Source organism: Ruegeria sp. O4, from assembly GCF_056535125.1.
Genome location: NZ_JBQERO010000006.1, coordinates 129,215 through 149,202, shown reverse-complemented (window position 1 = coordinate 149,202; position 19,988 = coordinate 129,215). Strand labels below are relative to the sequence as shown.

Genomic DNA, 19,988 nt, shown 5'->3' with positions numbered 1-19,988 from the left:
ACCAATCGATCGGTGGCCGCCCTGTATTTCATCTGTCGGGTACAGGTCTGCCCAAGCGCAATGCCGAAGGCGCAGACTCAGGACTAATAATGCGAGGCCTGTTTTACTCAGAACGACAGACCCCGCGCGTTTCTTCAGACCTTCAGGTTCGGAATGATCTGCTTCTTACGGCTCATGATGCCCGGCAGAACCACGGCGTCGCCATCGACGGATGCGCCAAAGCTTTTCTCGGCAACGGTTTTGACCAGATCGTTGGGCACCAGCAGAGTGGCTTCCTCGTTCAGGATATCGACGACGAACAGCAGCACCTGATCGACACCGTCTTCCTTGGCGACATCCACCATCGAACCCGCCAGGCTTGCCTTGCGGTCCAGAATGACGCCCGGCGCAGTGGTTTCCAGAACCGAAACGCGGAATTTGGTGCCATCGACCTCGTATTCCTTGCTGTCCATGCGGATCAGTTCGGCATCCGAGAAGGACGAGACATCCGATTTCGCCGCAAACATGTCTGCCGCGTAAGCCGAGATATCCAGCTCCAGCTCGGCTGCCAGCCGCTCAGCAACCTCGCGGTCATGGGGCGTGGTGGTGGGCGAGCGGAATTCCAGCGTGTCCGAGAGGATGCAGGTCAGTGCCGCGCCCTTGATGGCATCGGGCATCTTGGCCGCATCGTCGCCCATCAGGTCGACCATGATGGTGGCCGTGCAGGCCAGCGGGCGCACGGTGATGTCGATCGGGCCTTTGGTTTCCAGACCACCGACCAGCTTGTGGTGGTCGATGATGGCGCGGATGTCCGCGTCATTGACATTGGCGGGCAGTTCGGCGGGGTTGTTGGTGTCGACGATGACCACCGGAGTGTCCGCGGCCAGATCGTCCAGGATGCGCGGTTTGGGCAGATCCCAGTTGTCCAGCATGAATGCCGCTTCGGTGTTGGGTTCGCCCAACAGCACGGGCTCGGCCTGCACACCTTTGATTTCGTTAAGGTACCACGACCACAGGATCGGCGAGCCTGTGGAATCGGTGTCGGGGGATTTGTGGCCAAATACGAGCGTTGTCATGTCAGCGTCCTGCGGAATGGAAATTTGCGCGCCTTATAGGGCGGACAAACGTCCTTGTCACGCCACAGCAGCCCGTCTGCGACGCTTGGTCTGAAAACCGCTGAACCGGCTTAGAAAGCGGCGCGTGTCAGCGTGTATCCGGCCTGCCACAGCTGGTTCAGCAAACCGTGATCGTCACTCAGATGACCTGCGCCGACCGCGATCACTGCCGTCTGATCCGTGATGGCCAGAATATGCTCCATCCACAGGGCATTCCGCTGGACCAGCATCTGCTGCTCGAACCCGTTCCATTCCTCATCGAAGACGTCCCGGCTCAGCCCGGATTCCTCGAACCCCTGCAGGCGGGCAAATTGTATGATCTCGGCGTGCTTTTCTTCCAGATATCCATTGGCCATGGTGGCCAGTTGATCGTTGCTTCCCATCATCGCCCCGGACAGGCGCACCAGTGACTCGACCTGCTGTTCCAACGGGTGGCTGTCGAACATGGCGATCAGGTCGTCGATACGTTCCAGCGAGTGTTGCGGAATGCCGTTTTCTGCGGCCAGATCATTCAGGCGGGCGTCCATGCCGTAGGTCCCGTTCGGATCTTCCATCATGCAGGGCGGGATGCTCAGCATCATGCTCAAGAACCACGGTCGCATTTTGGCCGCCATCCAGCCGGGAATGCCGCGCTGGTTCAACGCGGTCGAGAATGCGGCCCAGTCTTCATCTCCCATCAGGTCGATCAGGGTCGGCCCGGATGTGATCATTACAGCGTTGAGATTATTGGCCAGGTTTTTTTCGAATGCGTCCATGTCAGTCTGGGTGACTTCGAAATAGAACGCGTCAGCCTTGCTCAGGTCCGGAGACAGGCGTTCAACCACCTTTTCCATGCGTTCGTCATACGTGTGCAGGGTGCCAATGATGTGCAGAACCGTGTCATCCTTGCGCGCAATCCAGTGGTTGCCTTCCGGAAAGGGGATGTCCGCCACCGCGCGCTGCAACTCGGCCCGCGCGTCATCCGACAGCTGCGGGCGCAGGTCCTGCCCATCGCACGCAGCCGCAGCCGTGATCGGGGCCAGTAGAAAAGCAAGAAATGTCAGCAGGCGCATGAACCCATCCGGTGTTGTGTCATCAAGGTGTTCCAGACATAGCCATGCCTGCGACCCATGTTCAAGCAACCCGTCTGGTATTCCTCAACAATCTGCGTAGCATAGGCCCCATGAACCGCGAGCAGGACCTCTATCCCCCGATCAAGGCGCTTTTGGAGCGTCAGGGATACACCGTCAAAGGAGAAGTGGGCGCTGCCGATATCGTCGCGATGCGCGAAGACGAGCCGCCTGTGATTGTCGAGCTCAAGCTCAGGTTCACGCTGTCCCTGTTCCATCAGGCAATTGCCCGCCTGAAACTCACGGATCAGGTCTATATCGGGGTCAGCAAACCCACCGGGCGCACGGCCCGGCGGGCGCTCAGGGACAATCTGGCGCTGTGCCGCAGGCTTGGTCTGGGTCTGATCACCGTACGTACCGATGGCACGGTCGAGGTGCAATGCGATCCGGGGCCCTATGCGCCGCGCAAGAACAAGGCCAGGGCGGCGCGGCTGCTGCGCGAATTCGACCGGCTGGAGGGCGACCCCAATTCCGGGGGCGCGACACGTCATGGGATCGTGACGGCCTACCGCCAGGATGCGCTGAAATGCGCGGCCTTTCTGGCCGAACACGGCCCGGCCAAAGGGGCCGAGGTCGCCAGATCGGTGGGTGTTCCGGTCGCCACCCGGTTGATGCGGGAAAATCACTATGGCTGGTTCGAGAAGGTTGAAAAAGGTGTCTACGCTCTTACCTCTGAGGGAACAGACGGCTTAAAACACTGGGCCTACAGCTGGGAACAGGCCGACTAGGCCGTTCTCAAAAAAATCCCAAACACCTTGTTGACTCGGCGTTTTAGACTCCCTAGCTATGCGTCGTTATCACTCACACACACCGAGTGCTAACGCCTCGTCGAATGGCGAGGGGAGGATAAACAAAACTTTGAGCCCAAGGAGCTGCAAAGATGGCATTGAAACCGCTTCATGACCGTGTGCTGGTTCGCCGTACCGAAAGCGATGAAAAAACCGCAGGCGGACTGATCATTCCTGACAGCGCAAAAGAAAAGCCCAGCGAAGGCCAAGTCGTCGCAACCGGCGAAGGCGCGCGCAAGGACAGCGGCGAGCTGATCGCAATGGCGGTCAAGGCTGGCGACAAGATCCTGTTCGGCAAATGGTCGGGCACCGAGGTCCAGGTCGACGGCGAAGAGCTGCTGATGATGAAAGAAAGCGACATCATGGGGATCATCGAGTAAGCCCGCGCTTTCTCTGATCTTCCACTCAACACATTTTCTCAAGGAGAAACGACATGGCTGCAAAGGACGTCAAGTTCGACACCGATGCCCGCAACAAGATGCTGAAAGGCGTCAACATTCTGGCGGATGCTGTCAAAGTGACCCTGGGCCCCAAAGGCCGCAACGTGGTTCTGGACAAATCCTTCGGCGCACCGCGCATCACCAAAGACGGTGTTTCGGTTGCCAAGGAAATCGAACTGGAAGACAAGTTCGAAAACATGGGTGCGCAGATGGTGAAAGAAGTCGCCAGCCGCACCAATGACGAAGCCGGTGACGGCACCACCACCGCGACCGTTCTGGCGCAGGCCATCGTCAAAGAAGGCCTGAAGCAGGTTGCAGCGGGCCTGAACCCGATGGACCTGAAGCGCGGCATCGACCTGGCAACAGCCAAAGTCGTCGAAGGCATCCGTGCTGCTTCGCGTGAAGTCAAAGACTCGGCAGAAGTTGCTCAGGTTGGCACCATCTCGGCCAATGGTGAAGCTGAAATTGGCCAGCAGATCGCAGACGCGATGCAGAAGGTTGGCAACGAAGGCGTCATCACCGTCGAAGAAAACAAAGGTCTGGAAACCGAGACCGATGTTGTTGAGGGTATGCAGTTCGATCGCGGCTACCTGTCGCCTTACTTCGTCACCAACGCAGACAAGATGATCGCAGAACTCGACGACTGCATGATCCTGCTGCACGAAAAGAAACTGTCCTCGCTGCAGCCGATGGTTCCGCTGCTCGAGCAGGTGATCCAGTCGCAAAAGCCGCTGCTGATCATTGCAGAAGACGTTGAAGGCGAAGCGCTGGCAACTCTGGTTGTCAACAAACTGCGCGGCGGCCTGAAAATTGCTGCTGTCAAGGCACCGGGCTTCGGCGATCGCCGCAAAGCCATGCTGCAGGACATCGCAATCCTGACCGGCGGTCAGGTGATCAGCGAAGATCTGGGCATGAAGCTCGAGAATGTCACCATGGACATGCTGGGCACCGCCAAGAAGATCGAGATCAGCAAAGACGAAACCACCATCGTCGACGGTGCTGGCGAGAAAGCCGAGATCGAAGCACGTGTTGCTCAGATCCGCACCCAGATCGAAGAAACCTCGTCGGATTACGACCGTGAAAAACTGCAGGAACGCGTTGCCAAACTGGCAGGCGGTGTTGCCGTTATCCGCGTCGGCGGCATGACCGAAGTTGAAGTGAAAGAGCGTAAGGACCGTGTGGACGATGCTCTGAACGCAACACGCGCAGCCGTTCAGGAAGGCGTCGTTGTAGGCGGTGGCGTTGCTCTGGTTCAGGCCGGTAAAGCACTGGAATCGCTGAAAGGCGCAAACGCTGATCAGGACGCAGGCATCAACATCGTGCGCAAGGCCATCGAAGCGCCGCTGCGCCAGATCGCCGAAAACGCAGGCGTTGACGGTGCGGTTGTTGCAGGCAAAGTGCGCGAATCTTCGGATCCGGCCTTTGGCTTCAATGCTCAGACCGAAGAATATGGCGACATGTTCTCGTTCGGCGTGATCGACCCGGCCAAAGTTGTCCGTACCGCTCTGGAAGATGCGGCATCGGTTGCCGGCCTGCTGGTCACCACCGAAGCGATGGTTGCAGACAAACCGCAAAAAGATGCGCCTGCTGGTGGCGGCATGCCCGACATGGGCGGCATGGGCGGCATGATGTAAGCACGTCGAATTCGCCTAAGCGAATTCTGACGACCCCTGACAGGCGTTTGGCTGCAAGGTCAGGCTGTCGAGAGGGGAAGCAAAGTGCTAACGGACGGGGTCGCCTTTTGGCGGCCCCGTTTCATTTCCGATGGCCGCAATGCGGCCATGCCTCCGGCGGGAGTATTTTGGAAAAGATGAAGCCTGGGCCGCGTGTGCCCGAATTGTGAGTGTCCAACTCGCCGCCAAGTCGGTATGTGGTTGAAATGCGACTGTTCCTTCTGACCGCCCTAACCATGTGCGCCTTTGCGGCGAACTCCATTCTGAACCGGCTGGCTATCGACAGCGGGTCCAGTGATCCCGCGGGGTTTGCCATTATCCGGGTTCTGGCGGGGGCGTTGGTTCTGGCCGCACTGATCCTGCTGCGTAGAGGACATTTGCCCCTGCGCAACCGCAGGCGCGTCATCGGGGCCGGGTCGCTTTCCCTGTATATGATCGGGTTTTCCATTGCCTATCTGACGTTGGATGCGGGGCTGGGCGCGCTTATCCTGTTTGCCGTTGTGCAGATCACCATGTTCGCCGCCACCGCCCTTACCGGGGCCAAACCCACCCGACGACAGTTGGCCGGGGCAGCGATTGCACTGGGTGGTCTGGCCTGTGTCCTGTGGCCCACGGGAACAGTGCGGGTCGATCCGACCGGAACCGTTTTGATGATTGCAGCCGGGATCGGCTGGGCAGCCTATTCACTGGCCGGGCGGTCCGAGCCTGACGCATTGCAAGGCACGGCAGCGAATTTCATCGCCGCGCTGCCGGTGACCGCGCTGGCCCTGATGGCCACAGGGGCAGAGTGGCACATGACCGGAATGGGCTATCTCCTCGCGGTCCTTTCGGGTGGCGTAACATCTGGTCTGGGATACGCCTTGTGGTATCGCGTCCTGCCCCGGCTGGCACCGTCGACGGCGGCAGTCATTCAGCTCAGCGTGCCGGTGATCGCGATTGTGGGCGGCGTGGTGCTGTTGGGGGAAAGCGCGGGCGTGCGGCTGCTTGTTGGTGCGGCACTGGTTTTGGGCGGTATCGCGCTGGCTGTCCTGCGACGTCAACGCGGGAAGGGCTTTTAACGCAGGTGCACAGGCTTTATCTGGCGGGTATGAGAATTCTGATCGCCCTGCTTTGTTGTCTATTTCCCGCCGTGGCCAACGCGAAATGCGTTGTCCTGCTGCACGGTCTTGCCCGGACCGAGGCGTCGTTCAGCGTGATGGAACAACTGTTCAAAGCGAATGGCTATTCCGTGGTGCGCCCCGGTTACCCTTCGACCGAAATCGGTATCCCCGAACTGGCCGAACAAACCATCCCGCAAGCATTTGCAGCCTGCGGCAGTGACACCGTCAATGTCGTTGCGCATTCCATGGGTGGCATCCTGTTGCGATACTGGTTGCAGGACCACAGCCCTGAAAACATGGGCCGTGTCGTCATGCTGGGGCCACCCAATCAGGGTAGCCAGCTGGTCGATGAACTCAGCGCGTGGGAGGTGTTCGGATACCTGAACGGCCCGGCCGGACTGCAACTGGGCACGGGCCCGGATGGAATTCCCAGCCGCCTGCCGCCTGTGGATTTCGAACTGGGGGTCATCGCAGGTGATCAGTCCCTGAACCTCGTGTTTTCATCTCTGATCGACGGCCCGGACGATGGCAAGGTGTCGGTCGAATCCACCAAAGTCGAAGGCATGGCCGATCATCTCGTCTTGCCGGTGACCCACACTTTCATGATGAACAACCCGCAGGTCATGGCACAGGCTCTGCACTTTATCGAATTTGGTCGGTTCGATCCCCAGATCACTTGGCTGGACGGTGTGATGGACGTAATAGACGAGATCTGCATCGGGCAGAATTGCTCGGAACCGGGGGCGGAGCCATCAGAATGACCACATTGGAACTGACATTGACCGGTGCCGAGGTTCTGCTACCGGATGAAGGGCTGTCACGCGCGGAGCTTTCCGTTGCAGGTGGGGTCATTCAGAAAGACGCAACCGGGCGGCGGATTGACCTGACCGGGTTTCTTGTTCTGCCAGGTATTGTCGACTTGCACGGCGATGGGTTCGAACGCCATATCGCCCCACGTCGCGGCGCGATGAAGCAGATGAATGAGGGCATTCTGTCGGTCGAGGCCGAACTGGCCGCCAACGGCATCACCACAGCCGTTCTGGCGCAGTTTTACAGCTGGGAAGGCGGCGTGCGCGGCCCGGACTTTGCCGCGCAGGTGTTTGCGGCCATCGCAGCGGTCAAGGGCAGCACGGTCACCGATCTGATCCCGCAATTGCGGTTCGAGACCAATATGCTCGCGGATTACGACGGGCTGGCCCGTCGCATCGCCGATTGGCAGGTGCCATACGTGGTCTTCAATGATCACCTGCCGCATGATCGTTTGGCACAGGGCAAGAAACCACCGCGCCTGACCGGGCAGGCATTGAAGGCCGGACGCAACCCAGAGGCGCATTTTGCGATGCTGCTCGACATGCACGCCCGCAAGGCTGAGGTTCCGGCCGCGCTAAAAGCGCTCTGTTCGGACCTTGCGGACATGGGCGTGCGTCTGGGCAGCCACGATGACGCAACTGCCGAGGCGCGCGCTTGGTGGCGCAGCCAAGGGGTGCGTATTGCCGAGTTTCCCGAAACGCTTGAAGCCGCCGAGGCGGCGCGCGCTGCCGGGGATCACGTCATTCTCGGCTCGCCCAATGTGGTCCGCGGCGGCTCGCATAAGGGCAATGCCAGCGCGGTAGAGCTGATCGCCATGGGGCTCTGTGATGCGCTGGCCTCGGATTACCATTATCCCAGTCCACGCCGCGCGGCGCTGATGCTGATCAAAACCGGGCTGCTGGATCTCGCAGGGGCCTGGGCGCTGATCTCATCCGGCCCCGCGCGGGTGCTGGACTTGCAGGACCGGGGCACGCTTGCCGCGGGCAAACGCGCCGATCTGGTAATCCTTGACGCAACCACTCACCGGGTCGCCGCGACACTGGCGGGCGGGCGCGTCAGCTACATGTCAGGGGATATCGCGGCGCGCTTTGTGGGGTGAAACCAGACCGGCTTCACCTTTTTTTAAATACTCTCGCCGAAGGCATCGCGCCGCAGCGCGATATTCTACCGCATGATCCGGTTGAAATGTCCCATCTTGCGACCGGCCTTGACCTCGGCCTTGCCGTAAAGATGCAGCGCGACGTCCCGTTCGCGCGCCAGCTCGGGCACACGGTCCATATCGTCGCCAATCAGGTTCTCCATCACCACATCCGAGTGGCGCTGCCCGTCGCCCAACGGCCAGCCCGCCACAGCGCGGATGTGCTGTTCGAACTGATCCACGGCGCAGCCATTCTGCGTCCAGTGGCCCGAGTTATGCACGCGCGGCGCGATCTCGTTCACGATCAGCCCGCCGGGTGTCACGAACAGCTCAACGCCCATGACACCGACATATTCCAGCGCGTTCAGGATATTGGCCGCCAGCAGGATGGCATCGGTGCGCTGGGCGGGGGACAGTCGGGCAGGGATGGTGGTGGTGTGCAGGATGCCGTCGCGGTGCACATTCTCACCCGGATCAAAACAGGCCACCTGACCATCCAGCCCCCGCGCTGCAATGATCGAAACCTCGTGTGAGAAATCAACGAACCCCTCCAGAAGGGCAGGCGCACCAGCCATATCGGCCAGCGCGGCCTCGGCATCCCGGGGGGTGCGCAATCTGGCTTGTCCTTTGCCGTCATAGCCAAAGCGGCGGGTCTTCAGGATGGCGGGGGCGCCGATTTCTTCGATGGCCGCATTCAGGCTGTCCAGATCGGTGATATCCGCAAACGGAGCCGTTTTCAGGCCAAGCCCCTGCAGGAACGTCTTCTCGGTCAGGCGGTCCTGACTGACCCTCAATGCCTCACGCCCGGGACGAATGGGGCGATGGGCTTCCAGAATATCCAATGCCTCGGTCGGGATGTTCTCGAACTCATAGGTGATGACGTCCACCGCATCGGCGAAGGCCGTCAAGGCGTCGATATCGTCGTAGGCCGCTGTCGTAACCCGATCCGCAACCTGCCCGGCAGGCGGGTTTGCGCCCGGCTCGTAGATGTGGCTGACAAACCCCAGCCGAGAGGCCGCCACCGACAGCATCCGGCCCAGCTGGCCGCCACCCAGAATCCCAATCACTGCACCTTGGGCGAGCATCTCCGCCATCGTCAATTCTCCAAACGTTTTCCAATTGCGCCAAGCGCCGCTCTCAGCGCCTCATGCGCGCCCTGTTCGATCAGGGTGCCCGTCATTTGCAGGCTCAAAGTACCTTCGGTCGCCAAAGCGTCGCGCTCCTGTGCCAACCGCCCGGCTGTGCCTTTTTCCATCGCGGCGAGAAAACCCGCCATCAACTGCGTGGTATAGAACTCGGCCCCGTCCGCATCGCCGGTTACGTCACCCAGCCATTCGGCCCCGGTGGCCATCAGATCCAGAACGCCGGGAACCATGGCACAAATGGCAAAATGCGCGTTCAGCGCCGCTTCATCCGCAACCTTGACCACTGGGTTTTCCGGCTCAAACAGCTCGGCCAGCAAGCGGTCATTGCCGAACGCCGCCATCGGGCAGCCACCGGACTGCAAGAACCCCAGCGGGATGGTTTGGACGAAATCCGACGCAGGGGCGCAAAGCTTGGCCAAATCCTCGGCGGAAACGGCCGCCATAACCGACACAACCTGCTGATCGGCGCGAAAGGTCAGGGGGGCCAGAACCTCGGCCGCGATATGCGGGCGCAGGCACAGAAACACGATGTCCGAGGCGTCAATCACCGCTTGCGGCGGCGCGATAGTCACGCCCAGTTCGGCCTTCAGGTCAGCCGAGACCTCGGCGTTGCGTTCTGTCACGCTGATCTCATGCCCTTTGGCGGCCATCAGCCGCGCAATCGGCGCGGCGATATGCCCGGTGCCGATAAACCCGATCCGGCTCATCCCAGCGGTTCCTCGGGGATTGAGGCGGACAACGCGTCACGCCAGGCATCCAGCCGCGCGGCCAGGGCTTCATCCTGCAAGGCCAGAATGCCCGCTGCCATCAGGCCCGCATTGGCTCCGCCAGCCGACCCGATTGCCATGGTCGCCACCGGAAAGCCCTTGGGCATCTGCACAATGGAATACAGCGAATCCACCCCCGACAGGGCCCGCGTCTGCACAGGCACGCCAATCACCGGTACGCGTGTTTTCGAGGCCATCATACCCGGCAGATGTGCCGCTCCGCCAGCGCCCGCGATGATCACCTGCAACCCGCGTGATACGGCGGTCTTGCCATAGTCCCACAACCGGTCCGGGGTGCGATGGGCCGAAACGATACGCGCCTCATAAGCGATGCCCAGTTCATCCAGAATATCTGCGGCTTCCTTCATCGTGGGCCAGTCCGACTGGCTGCCCATGATGATCCCCACTGTCACATCGCTCATCCGCTTACGTCCCCGCGCTCAGAAAGAGCGCGCACTATAGCCAAATCCGCTTTTGTGGCAATGCGGTACAGGGCGTTCAGGCAATGATATCGGGGGTCAGGCGGTCTTCGATCAGGCGGATGAAGTCTTTCAGGCGCAGTTTTTCCTTTTTCAGACGCCGAAGGGTCAACTGATCAGCCGTTCCTTTTTCGTGCAGCGCCTCGATCGCCTCATCAAGGTCGCGGTGCTGGCGGCGAAAAACCTCCAACTCAACCCGCAGAACTTCTTCGGTTTTCATCGAAAGGTCGGTTGGCGCGTTCATTGGCGACTCGGGCTTGTTGTGGTGCTTGCCCAACAAGATAGTGTGTCAGACGTTATCGCGCCAGACCTTGTGGACATCCTGTTTTCTTCCCATATTCTATAACAAGCGGTTGCCGGAACGGGACCGCGCACCACGTCGCTTTGACAATAAAGGACGAAAATACGTGTCGAAACTTACTCTTGGCTCATACCCGCATCTTTTGGGGTTCGAGCAGCTGGAACGCCTTCTGGAACGGTCTGCAAAGGCCGGTAATGAAGGATACCCGCCCTATAACATCGAACAGACCTCGGACTTTTCCTACCGCATCACCCTTGCGGTGGCCGGGTTCGCCGAAGAGGATCTGTCGATCACCATCGAGGATCGCCAACTGGTGATCCGGGGCCGTCAGCGCGACGACAGCGAGGGGCGCATCTTCCTGCACCGTGGTATCGCGGCGCGTCAGTTTCAGCGCATGTTCGTGCTGGCTGACGGGGTCGAGGTGGGAGAGGCGATCATGGAAAACGGTCTGCTGCATGTGGATCTGACCCGCGCCGTGCCGGAAACCGTGGTTCAGACAATCAACATACGGAAGGGGTAAGAGCAATGAATACACCGATTGAAATCAACACCGAAGGCGATCGTATCGTCTATGTGAAAACAGTCGACGTTGCCGATCTGCCGCGTGATCTGCGCGATCAGGCAGGTGATCTGGATCACCTTTATGCCGTGCACGATTCCGATGGGCAGCAACTGGCGCTTGTGGCCGACCGCAAGCTGGCCTTCGTTCTGGCCCGTCAGCACGACCTGTCACCTGTGGCCGTTCACTGAACGGCCCCTTTGTCCCGGTGGGGCTGTAACGTTCCCCGCAACACACGCGCATCGGCGAAACTGCCGCTTTTAACCTGTAACGGAGCCGACTGCATGAGCTGGTTTGAATTCGACTGGGTAGACGCCTTCACCAATCGTGCATTTGGCGGCAACGGTTGTGCCGTGGTCCACGGCGGCGCGGGTCTCTCGGCCGAGGTCTGCATGGCCTATGTGCGCGAAACCTCTCTGGTCGAATGCACATTCACCGGCCCGTCCGACGTGGCCGACATCCGCGTCCGTTATTTTCTGGCCAGCCGTGAAATTCCCTTTGCCGGTCATCCGACGATTGCCACCGTAGCGGCGATGCGGTCGCGCGGCATGATCTCCAGCGATAACCTGACGCTGGAAACCGGCGCTGGCATCGTTTCGATCGGTTTGCAGGGCGAACAGATTGAGATGACGCAGGTCGCACCGCAATTTGGTGCGCATGTGCCAGCCGATCTGGTGGCAAAGGCGATCAGCCTGCCGCAAGAAGCCATCATCTCGCCGCCCCGGATGGTTTCAACCGGCTTGCCCTTCTGTATTACCGTTCTGCGCGATCATGACGCTTTGCGCGCAGCCCACCTTTCCGAGGACGCGCTGCGCAAAGTGGCTGCGACGGCAGGGTATTCCGGCTCGGATATGGCCGAGCCCTTTCTTGTGACGCTCCAAGGGGCTACCGACGCGGGCGATACGTTCTCGCGCCTGCTCATGGCCCCGCCCAGCCCGCCCGAGGATCCGTTTACCGGGTCCGCCACCGGGGCCATGGCGGCCTATCTGTGGAAATATGGGCTGATGACCAAAGACAGTTTCGTTGCGGAACAGGGTCACGATATGGGCCGCCCCGGTCAGGCCGTTGTCACGCGCGTTGGCCCCACCGACGCGATGACGGGAATCAAGGTAGCCGGTCAAGGGCATATCCTGATGCGCGGGCAGGTGGATCTGCCACAAGCCACCCAGTAGCCGAACCGTTCCCGTCCCCAGGGACTGCCCGGAACGCCTCAGACTATCAAAACAAAAACGGCCCCCGAGAACCGGAGGCCGCGGCATTCATTCATCTGGTTCAGCCGGCTGCGATCAGGCCCATGCTTTCCAGCTTCAGCAGCACCTGATGAGCGCAGTTGTCGACCTCGACATTCTCGGTCTCGACACGCAATTCAGGGTTCTGAGGCACGTCATACGGGTCCGAGATACCGGTGAATTCCTTGATCTTGCCTTCGCGGGCCAGCTTGTACAGACCCTTGCGGTCGCGCCGCTCACACTCTTCGATGGTGGTCGCAACATGCACTTCGCAGAAGGCACCGAACTGCTCGATCTCTTCGCGTACCGCGCGGCGCGTGGTGGCATAAGGTGCGATCGGGGCGCAGATGGCGATGCCACCATTCTTGGTGATCTCGGATGCGACATATCCGATCCGGCGGATGTTCAGGTCGCGATGCTCTTTCGAGAAACCCAGTTCGGATGACAGGTTTTTCCGCACGATATCGCCATCCAGCAAAGTGACCGGACGGCCCCCCATCTCCATCAGCTTGACCATAAGCGCGTTGGCGATGGTGGACTTGCCCGAGCCCGAGAAGCCGGTGAAGAACACGGTAAAGCCCTGCTGGCTGCGTGGCGGCTTGGTCTTGCGCAGCTCGGCCACCACTTCGGGAAAGCTGAACCATTCGGGGATTTCCAGACCTTCGGCCAGACGGCGGCGCAGCTCGGTGCCCGAGATGTTCAGGATCGTGACATTGTCCTTGTCCAGAATCTCGTCATTCGGCTCGTATTGCGCGCGTTCCTGCACATAGACCATGTGCTTGAAATCGACCATCTCGACGCCGATCTCGTCCTGGAACTGGCGGAACAGGTCCTGCGCGTCATAGGGGCCATAGAAATCTTCACCGGCCGAGTTCTTGCCCGGGCCCGCGTGATCGCGGCCCACGATGAAATGGGTGCAGCCATGGTTGGCTCGGATCAGCCCGTGCCAGACCGCCTCGCGCGGGCCAGCCATGCGCATCGCCAGATTCAGCAGGCTCATCGAGGTGGTGGATGCGGGATACTTGTCCAGCACCGCCTCATAGCAGCGCACGCGGGTAAAGTGGTCCACATCGCCCGGCTTGGTCATGCCGACGACCGGGTGGATCAGCAGGTTGGCCTGCGCTTCCTTGGCGGCGCGGAAGGTCAGCTCCTGATGCGCACGGTGCAAGGGGTTGCGGGTTTGGAAGGCCACGATCCGGCGCCAGCCCAGCTTGCGGAAATAGGCGCGCAGCTCGTTCGGCGTGTCGCGGCGACCGCGGAAGTCATAGTGAACAGGCTGCTGGATGCCCACGACAGGGCCACCCAGATAGACCTTGCCCGCCACATTGTGCAGATAATTCACAGCCGGGTGGGCATCGTCATCGGCACCAAAAACCTTCTCGGCCTCGCGGGCCTTGTTTGGGGTCCAGCGGTCAGTGACCGTCATGGTGCCCAGAATCACGCCTTCCTGATCGCGCAGCGCGATATCCTGACCCAGTTCGATCTTGTCCGCAAAGTCTTCGCTGACGTCCAGCGTGATGGGCATCGGCCATAGCGTGCCATCAGCCAGACGCATGTTTTCGACGACATTGTCGTAATCGGCTTCGCTCAGGAAACCTTTGAGCGGGTTGAAACCGCCATTCATCAGCAGTTCCAGATCACAGATCTGGCGCGGGCTCAGATCCCAACTGGTCAGGTCGGCGGCTTCAACCTTCAGTTTCTGGGCCGAGTCATACGACACATAAAGTTCGGGAATGGGGGCCAGATTGCTTAACATCGTCATCTGAATACTCTTATCGCAGTGTTGTGTTGCCAATGATTCAAGGGCGTTTTCGGGGCATTTGCACCGACTGTTGGGCGAAGTCCACTGGCGTCAATGAAACAAAGGACGATATGCGCTGATTTCTCGCGGATTGGAAGGAATTTCCAACTCTGAAATCAAAATGATGATCTCGTTCCTTGGGGCGTATATATTCCGATCATGCAAGGTATAACTGTTCCTGTTTTCGCGTGTGCGGCGCAAGCCCGGACGCGCGGGTGACTGGCAGGGCGGGAATCGGATCGGCAACGCCGCGCAGCTGGAACATCCGGATACCCTCCGGCGGCAGGTTCATACCCGCAGCCTTCAACACCTCTTGCGAGACCAGCAACTCGACCCCCAAGGCCTTGGTTTCGCTTTCCAGTCGGCTGGCCACATTGACGGCGTCGCCGATGATCGTTCTCGCGGCATGTCCCTGCGCGCCAATCTCACCCAGCACCAGATCACCAAGGTGTAAGCCCATTCCGATGCGAATGCCGGGGCTGCCTTCGGCCTCAAGCTGCTCGTTGAACCGGTCAAGGGCATGGCTGATATCTATCGCAGCCTTCAACCCCGCGCTGGCGGATGCGGCTGCATCGGGTTTTTCGAAAACCGCCAGCAACCCGTCTCCCATATACTTGTCCACGACACCGCCGTCCTTGGTGATGGCAGGTACGACGGCGTCGAAGAACCGGTTCAGCAGGAACACGATATCATAGGGCAGCTGACCCGTCGTGCGGGCGGTAAATCCGCGCATGTCCAGAAACAGCACGGCCAGTTTCCGTTCCTGCCCCTGACTGGCATGCCCGCGAACGCGCCCGCCATCCGGTTGAAAAACGCGGAAAACAGTGGTCGGTTCCGTCGGGCGGATCTGGCAGGCCAGCCGTGTCTGCGGTGAGGCGCCGACAGCGGCGAGGCTGCGGGCCTCGACATCGCCGGGCGGGGGCAGGGCGTTAGCGCCTTCCTCGATGATGACGCGGCATGTGGTGCAGCGTCCCTTCCCGCCGCACAAGGCCGTATGGGGCACACTATGTGCCTGCGAAATCTCAAGCAGGGTCATGCCCTTTTCGGCATCCACCTCGGGCCCGTTGCTGTAACTTACCCGCACCGAATGCCTGCGCCGCCACAGCTTGCGCCCGATATACACAAGACCCGTGGCCGCCAAGGCGAGCCAGAACGCCAAAAGGGCATTATCCTTGACGGTGAACATGGTCTGGAACGCCTCGGGCGAGGGCCAGTTGTAATGCTCGATAAATTGTTCCCGCAGAAACTCATCCGCGAATTCCAACCAAATGCGGCGGCCCTCGGTCAGCAGACCGGCCAAGGCGAACATGGGGATGAAGACGGCAACACCGATCAGATAGGGTACGGCGCTGGACCACCATTTCGTCAGCCGTAACCACATATGCAGCCCGATACAGCCATGCACCCAGACGATCAGCAACAGTGCGCTTTGCATCCAAATCACGGTGCTGGGCCACATCAGGATGATGATATACCCCATCTCGTCATTGACGTCATAGATCTCGTGCGCGACCCGCGTCTGGATGACATGCGAGATCAGCTGCAAAGGTATCAGCAGACCCAGAACAATCTGCAACGCCGTGCTGAACGGCATGCGCAGGGTCCGGCGTTGTGCGATCGAAGCTAGCGCCAGACCGGCATGAGTGAACAACGCCGCATAAAGCAGCAGGCTCATAAAACTGTGCCGCGTCACCGCTGTTCGACCGTCCTGCATCCCGTGCAGATAATCGGTGTGAAACAGGCCCAGTCCGATGTTGATGAAATGGAAGAAAGCGAAAGCAAACAGAACCAACCCGCTGCCGATCCGAAGCCGGGCTGCCCAACCGCCACGCCACAAAGCGCTCTTCAAGAATACCACCTGTATCGCTGTTCGCCGTGGTTGGACTTTGCGAGGACGTTCGCGGTCAGGTCAAGGCTTCGGGTGCAAATCTAGGCCTGCCAATGGGTGGCGGGGTGTTGGGATTGAATTGATATCTTGTCCGCACAAAACAGCACCAGATGGCTGAGGTCAGGGCGCGAGCGCGAGCTGTAGATCAAGCCGTCCGCCCCCAGTGCCCGCGCTTTATCTGAAAAAGACCATGTCGGGGAAGGGGCCCCCGTCGCGCGAATATCCTGCCAGATCACCGATGCAGCCGTCTGCCCGCGGTAGTCCACCAATCGCGCGTTTTCCACCAGAAACCTTTGAACCACCCGGTCGGGATCATCACCCGAGATGTAGCGGCGGATGGCGACCGAAGCGCCCTCGGCGCTGAGCGAGGCATAAAGCGCGAATTGTCCGGAATGATGAAAGCGCCCCTCGGGCGCGCGGGCAGGCAGCAATGGGGCTGCTGCCTGCGACGCAAACAGAATTCTCCAGACAGGGCCAGAGAATTCAAGCATGTGTCAGTCCTGTTCGGCCAGGAACCGTTCGGCATCCAGTGCCGCCATACAGCCCATTCCCGCGCTTGTTACCGCCTGACGATAGACATGGTCGGTCAGATCGCCCGCTGCGAACACGCCGGGAATCGACGTTTCGGTGCTGCCCGGTTTGGTGACGACATAACCACCCATATGGGTTTCCAGCGTGTCTTTGACCAACTCGTTCGCAGGGGCGTGGCCGATGGCGACAAAGACGCCCTTGCACGGGATCTCGGTGATCTCGCCGGTTTTGACATGTTTGACCCGAACACCTTCAACGCCCAAAGGCGCATCGGTGCCGATCACTTCTTCCAACTGGTGGAACCACAGCGGTACGATCTTTTCATTCTTCAACAGGCGATCCTGAAGGATTTTTTCCGCCCGCAACTCATCGCGGCGGTGGATCAGGGTCACCTTGCTGGCAAAATTGGTCAGGAACAGGGCCTCTTCCACGGCTGTGTTGCCGCCGCCAATCACCACGATTTCCTGCCCGCGATAGAAGAACCCGTCACAGGTGGCGCAGGCCGAGACGCCAAAGCCCTTGAACTTCTCTTCCGACGGCAGACCCAGCCATTTCGCACGCGCGCCGGTGGCCAGAATGACAGCGTCCGCCGTGTATGTGGTGCCGCTGTCGCCCTTGGCGGTGAAGGGGCGCTTGCTGAGGTCCAGATCGCTGATGATATCGCCGATCACCTCACATCCCATGGCCTTGGCATGGTCCTGCATCCGCACCATCAGGTCCGGGCCCTGCACCTCGGTGTCGCCGGGCCAGTTTTCGACCTCGGTCGTCGTTGTCAGCTGACCACCGGGTTCGATGCCCTGTACCAGAATGGGTTCCAGCATGGCGCGGCTTGCATATACGCCTGCGGTGTATCCTGCGGGCCCCGACCCGATGATCAGAACCTTGGTGTGTCTTGTGTCGGCCATGGTGCCCCCGCTCGAATTGCCTGAATTGGGCCCGCGGCCCGTCGCCCCGATATAGCGACCGACCGGCCCGGCTTAAAGCCCCTTACTGTTCAGGTCCCCTCGGGACGGGGCGCCCTGGGTTTTAGGGGAGAAGGCGAAAAGGAAACAAAGAAAATTGCGCATCTGCGAAACATTATTGCGCGCGTGTGGGGTGCTGATATAAGAACCGAAAAATCAGGAGCATTTGATGGTCACGACTCGGCTGGATGATATCGATCGCAAGATTCTGGCGGAACTGCAGGCGGACGGTCGTATGACCAATGTCGAGCTGGCAAAACGGGTCGGAATCTCGGCCCCGCCCTGTCTGCGCCGGGTGCGCACGCTCGAAGAATCCGGCTTCATCACCGGCTATCACGCCGAGGTCAACTCACGCGAGTTGGGGTTCGAGGTTCAGGTATTTGCCATGGTTGGTCTGGACAGCCAGGCCGAAGTCGAACTGCGCGCGTTCGAAGGCCGTTGCCGCGAATGGCCATTGGTCCGCGAATGCCACATGCTGAACGGCGAGGTGGACTTCATCCTGAAATGCGTCGCACCTGACCTGAGCAGCTTTCAGCAGTTTCTGACGGGCGAGTTGCTGACCACGCCAAACGTGGCCAGCGTCAAGACATCGCTCGTTATTCGCGGCGCAAAAGACGAGCCAGGCGTACCGTTCGACGTTCTGGAAGAACGTATGAACCGGACGGCGTAACGCCAACACGTTTTGGTTGCGCGGTGATTGGTGGCAACAGTGCTGCCACCGCAAGGGATAGAACCCAACTTATTACCAGCTGCATGATGCCCCCCATAATGCAGTAATCACAATCATGCTCAGGCCGTCATCGCGTCGATCTCACCATCTCCGGCGCGCGGCATCAGCAGCGGGCCGAAATCGTTCAGCGACTCGATATGCGCGAACAGGTTCAGATAGATCGACCGAAGCGAGTGGCTGATCATGCGAACCGCATTCACACCTGGATGATATGTTTCGAACTGTAATCCATCTACGCGAATAACGGAATGGCGTTTTAAACAAATGTGAAACAGTTCAACGGGGGTGGGCGGCATTGTTTCAATGACACCCATCCCGTCCTGAAATTCGGACACGGGTGTAAGAATCGGCTGCCCCCCATGCAGGTGCCGCAAATGCGCAGGTGTACCCACGATTCGCGCCGCCGGGCCGGCAATGACACCCGACATTGGCTTTTGCATCCCGAACGTATCCGCCATGATCCGCGTCAGCGGTCGCGTCCGGCCACGTGAATCCGCGCGTCCGGGGATCAACGTGACAGATCCCTTCCACAACACGGTTTCCGATGCGCCATCCTGCGTCAGGACCGTATCCCCCGGCATCAGATCCTCGATTGCCATCGGTCCATGTTCCGTTTCTACCAAAGATCCACGTGTGAAGGCGCAAAACGCGTCTTCAAACATCGGCAGGGCAGGTGCGATGTGGCGGGTCTGAACCACATCTCCGTTCTTCAACAGGCTGCTGACCTCATAGCGGCGCAGCTGGGCTTTTGGCTTGGAAACCGGCCGCGGCGCGTCCCGCAGCATAACAGACGTTTCGATAGCATTTCTGGCCGCGCGGGCCAGTGAATTAGGAATAGTCATTAATATTCCGTCCCCTCAAAATGTTCGGTCAGGCGCGGCGTACCCCCGTACAGACGCGCCCGGCGAACTGGTTCTTTGCCTTGAAACAAATGGGTGACCCTCGGGCGGCAACCGGTACGGTCCCGCGACGCGACTAAATCTCGCTTTCCAATGGTCAACACATTGACCCCCCAGACAAACTCGTACTTCACGGGCGAAATTGCCCGCACACACACAACTCCTAAAAAGTCACGAACCCCTCGCTCGTGACGCGCGATACATCAGGCCGGAGCGAACCTGATACGCGTTGACCCAAATAAGACCGGCAGCTTGGTCTCTGGGTTTTCTGTCTCAGCGTCGTGCCGCGATGCGACTGGCGACCCTGACAGAATTGCTTGTTACCCGCTTCCACGGCATTTCCAGGTTCTGGTCCCGAGTGGCCTCGACCATGGCTTTCAGAAAGCGTGATTTGGTCTTCATTTTTTGGTCCTGCTCTGAACGGGGTGTATTTCCCCACATCCTCTGTGAACCTTTTGTGACGCGGGTTTGCGGCAGGGATAAGGCTTATCCGGGATGATTTGCGGACAGAAAAATGAAGTCAGACGGACCTCCCACTCAACACG

The 19,988-nt window shown here is 59.9% G+C and carries 22 protein-coding genes; 10 read left to right on the top strand and 12 right to left on the bottom strand.

All coding sequences use genetic code 11. The features are described from left to right. Positions 1 to 134: 134 nt before the first annotated feature. Complete coding sequence (locus ACR0J7_RS09960; RefSeq protein ID WP_480475459.1) at positions 135 to 1,055, bottom strand: manganese-dependent inorganic pyrophosphatase; 921 nt, start codon at positions 1,053 to 1,055, stop codon at positions 135 to 137. Between the two features lie 110 nt (positions 1,056 to 1,165). Next, complete coding sequence (locus ACR0J7_RS09955; RefSeq protein ID WP_480773769.1) at positions 1,166 to 2,146, bottom strand: TraB/GumN family protein; 981 nt, start codon at positions 2,144 to 2,146, stop codon at positions 1,166 to 1,168. 110 nt (positions 2,147 to 2,256) lie between these two features. Here ACR0J7_RS09955 and ACR0J7_RS09950 point away from each other — a divergent pair, with 110 nt between their 5' ends. The 6 genes from ACR0J7_RS09950 to ACR0J7_RS09925 all read left to right on the top strand — a co-directional run bounded on the left by ACR0J7_RS09950 (position 2,257) and on the right by ACR0J7_RS09925 (position 8,113). After that, a complete protein-coding gene (locus tag ACR0J7_RS09950; protein ID WP_480557812.1) occupies positions 2,257 to 2,931 on the top strand; it encodes a DUF2161 domain-containing phosphodiesterase in 675 nt (224 codons plus the stop codon). 152 nt (positions 2,932 to 3,083) lie between these two features. Beyond that, positions 3,084 to 3,371, top strand: a complete 288-nt coding sequence (gene groES / locus ACR0J7_RS09945; protein ID WP_209504786.1) for a co-chaperone GroES — start codon at positions 3,084 to 3,086, stop codon at positions 3,369 to 3,371. A gap of 53 nt (positions 3,372 to 3,424) precedes the next feature. Beyond that, a complete protein-coding gene (gene groL / locus ACR0J7_RS09940; protein WP_480587939.1) occupies positions 3,425 to 5,065 on the top strand; it encodes a chaperonin GroEL in 1,641 nt (546 codons plus the stop codon). 245 nt (positions 5,066 to 5,310) lie between these two features. Beyond that, on the top strand, positions 5,311 to 6,162 hold the full coding sequence (locus ACR0J7_RS09935; protein WP_480914084.1) for a DMT family transporter: 852 nt from the start codon (positions 5,311 to 5,313) through the stop codon (positions 6,160 to 6,162). Positions 6,163 to 6,191: 29 nt separating this feature from the next. Continuing rightward, on the top strand, positions 6,192 to 6,965 hold the full coding sequence (locus ACR0J7_RS09930) for an alpha/beta fold hydrolase (protein WP_480565335.1): 774 nt from the start codon (positions 6,192 to 6,194) through the stop codon (positions 6,963 to 6,965). Further along, on the top strand, positions 6,962 to 8,113 hold the full coding sequence (locus tag ACR0J7_RS09925) for an alpha-D-ribose 1-methylphosphonate 5-triphosphate diphosphatase (RefSeq protein ID WP_480565338.1): 1,152 nt from the start codon (positions 6,962 to 6,964) through the stop codon (positions 8,111 to 8,113). Before ACR0J7_RS09930 ends, ACR0J7_RS09925 begins: the two co-directional genes overlap by 4 nt. A 65-nt stretch (positions 8,114 to 8,178) precedes the next feature. Here the strand turns inward: ACR0J7_RS09925 and ACR0J7_RS09920 are convergent, their stop codons facing one another. The 4 genes from ACR0J7_RS09920 to ACR0J7_RS09905 form a co-directional block, all read right to left on the bottom strand. After that, positions 8,179 to 9,246, bottom strand: a complete 1,068-nt coding sequence (locus ACR0J7_RS09920) for a 5-(carboxyamino)imidazole ribonucleotide synthase (protein ID WP_480565341.1) — start codon at positions 9,244 to 9,246, stop codon at positions 8,179 to 8,181. 2 nt (positions 9,247 to 9,248) lie between these two features. After that, on the bottom strand, positions 9,249 to 10,004 hold the full coding sequence (locus tag ACR0J7_RS09915) for an NAD(P)-binding domain-containing protein (RefSeq protein WP_480565344.1): 756 nt from the start codon (positions 10,002 to 10,004) through the stop codon (positions 9,249 to 9,251). Further along, positions 10,001 to 10,486, bottom strand: a complete 486-nt coding sequence (gene purE, locus ACR0J7_RS09910) for a 5-(carboxyamino)imidazole ribonucleotide mutase (protein ID WP_480539325.1) — start codon at positions 10,484 to 10,486, stop codon at positions 10,001 to 10,003. The genes ACR0J7_RS09915 and purE overlap by 4 nt, the downstream gene beginning before the upstream one ends. 76 nt (positions 10,487 to 10,562) lie before the next feature. Further along, entirely contained in the window at positions 10,563 to 10,787 is a 225-nt protein-coding gene (locus tag ACR0J7_RS09905) for a YdcH family protein (RefSeq protein WP_267362973.1), read from the bottom strand. Positions 10,788 to 10,950: 163 nt separating this feature from the next. Between ACR0J7_RS09905 and ACR0J7_RS09900 the strand changes: the two genes are divergently transcribed. The 3 genes from ACR0J7_RS09900 (at position 10,951) to ACR0J7_RS09890 (ending at position 12,575) form a co-directional block, all read left to right on the top strand. Next, a complete protein-coding gene (locus ACR0J7_RS09900) occupies positions 10,951 to 11,364 on the top strand; it encodes an Hsp20 family protein (protein ID WP_058275530.1) in 414 nt (137 codons plus the stop codon). Between the two features lie 5 nt (positions 11,365 to 11,369). Continuing rightward, entirely contained in the window at positions 11,370 to 11,594 is a 225-nt protein-coding gene (locus ACR0J7_RS09895) for a DUF1150 family protein (RefSeq protein ID WP_209504776.1), read from the top strand. A 93-nt stretch (positions 11,595 to 11,687) separates the two neighbouring features. Further along, on the top strand, positions 11,688 to 12,575 hold the full coding sequence (locus tag ACR0J7_RS09890; RefSeq protein WP_480914080.1) for a PhzF family phenazine biosynthesis protein: 888 nt from the start codon (positions 11,688 to 11,690) through the stop codon (positions 12,573 to 12,575). A 100-nt stretch (positions 12,576 to 12,675) separates the two neighbouring features. Here the strand turns inward: ACR0J7_RS09890 and ACR0J7_RS09885 are convergent, their stop codons facing one another. The 4 genes from ACR0J7_RS09885 to trxB all read right to left on the bottom strand — a co-directional run bounded on the left by ACR0J7_RS09885 (position 12,676) and on the right by trxB (position 17,757). Continuing rightward, complete coding sequence (locus ACR0J7_RS09885) at positions 12,676 to 14,394, bottom strand: bifunctional sulfate adenylyltransferase/adenylylsulfate kinase (protein WP_267362968.1); 1,719 nt, start codon at positions 14,392 to 14,394, stop codon at positions 12,676 to 12,678. A 196-nt stretch (positions 14,395 to 14,590) separates the two neighbouring features. Next, positions 14,591 to 16,282, bottom strand: coding sequence for an adenylate/guanylate cyclase domain-containing protein (locus tag ACR0J7_RS09880; protein ID WP_480914078.1), 1,692 nt, complete (start codon positions 16,280 to 16,282; stop codon positions 14,591 to 14,593). A gap of 80 nt (positions 16,283 to 16,362) precedes the next feature. Beyond that, positions 16,363 to 16,812, bottom strand: coding sequence for an RES family NAD+ phosphorylase (locus ACR0J7_RS09875; RefSeq protein ID WP_480505925.1), 450 nt, complete (start codon positions 16,810 to 16,812; stop codon positions 16,363 to 16,365). Between the two features lie 3 nt (positions 16,813 to 16,815). After that, complete coding sequence (gene trxB / locus ACR0J7_RS09870) at positions 16,816 to 17,757, bottom strand: thioredoxin-disulfide reductase (protein ID WP_209598032.1); 942 nt, start codon at positions 17,755 to 17,757, stop codon at positions 16,816 to 16,818. Positions 17,758 to 17,983: 226 nt separating this feature from the next. On the opposite strand from trxB, the gene ACR0J7_RS09865 reads away from it, so the two are divergent. Continuing rightward, positions 17,984 to 18,484: an Lrp/AsnC family transcriptional regulator gene (locus ACR0J7_RS09865; protein ID WP_209504770.1), complete on the top strand. Its 501-nt coding sequence runs from the start codon at positions 17,984 to 17,986 to the stop codon at positions 18,482 to 18,484. Positions 18,485 to 18,603: 119 nt separating this feature from the next. Here ACR0J7_RS09865 and ACR0J7_RS09860 read toward each other — a convergent pair whose 3' ends face one another. Next, complete coding sequence (locus ACR0J7_RS09860; RefSeq protein ID WP_267362963.1) at positions 18,604 to 19,386, bottom strand: Hint domain-containing protein; 783 nt, start codon at positions 19,384 to 19,386, stop codon at positions 18,604 to 18,606. Positions 19,387 to 19,716: 330 nt separating this feature from the next. Further along, complete coding sequence (locus ACR0J7_RS09855; RefSeq protein WP_267362961.1) at positions 19,717 to 19,845, bottom strand: hypothetical protein; 129 nt, start codon at positions 19,843 to 19,845, stop codon at positions 19,717 to 19,719. Positions 19,846 to 19,988 lie beyond the last annotated feature (143 nt).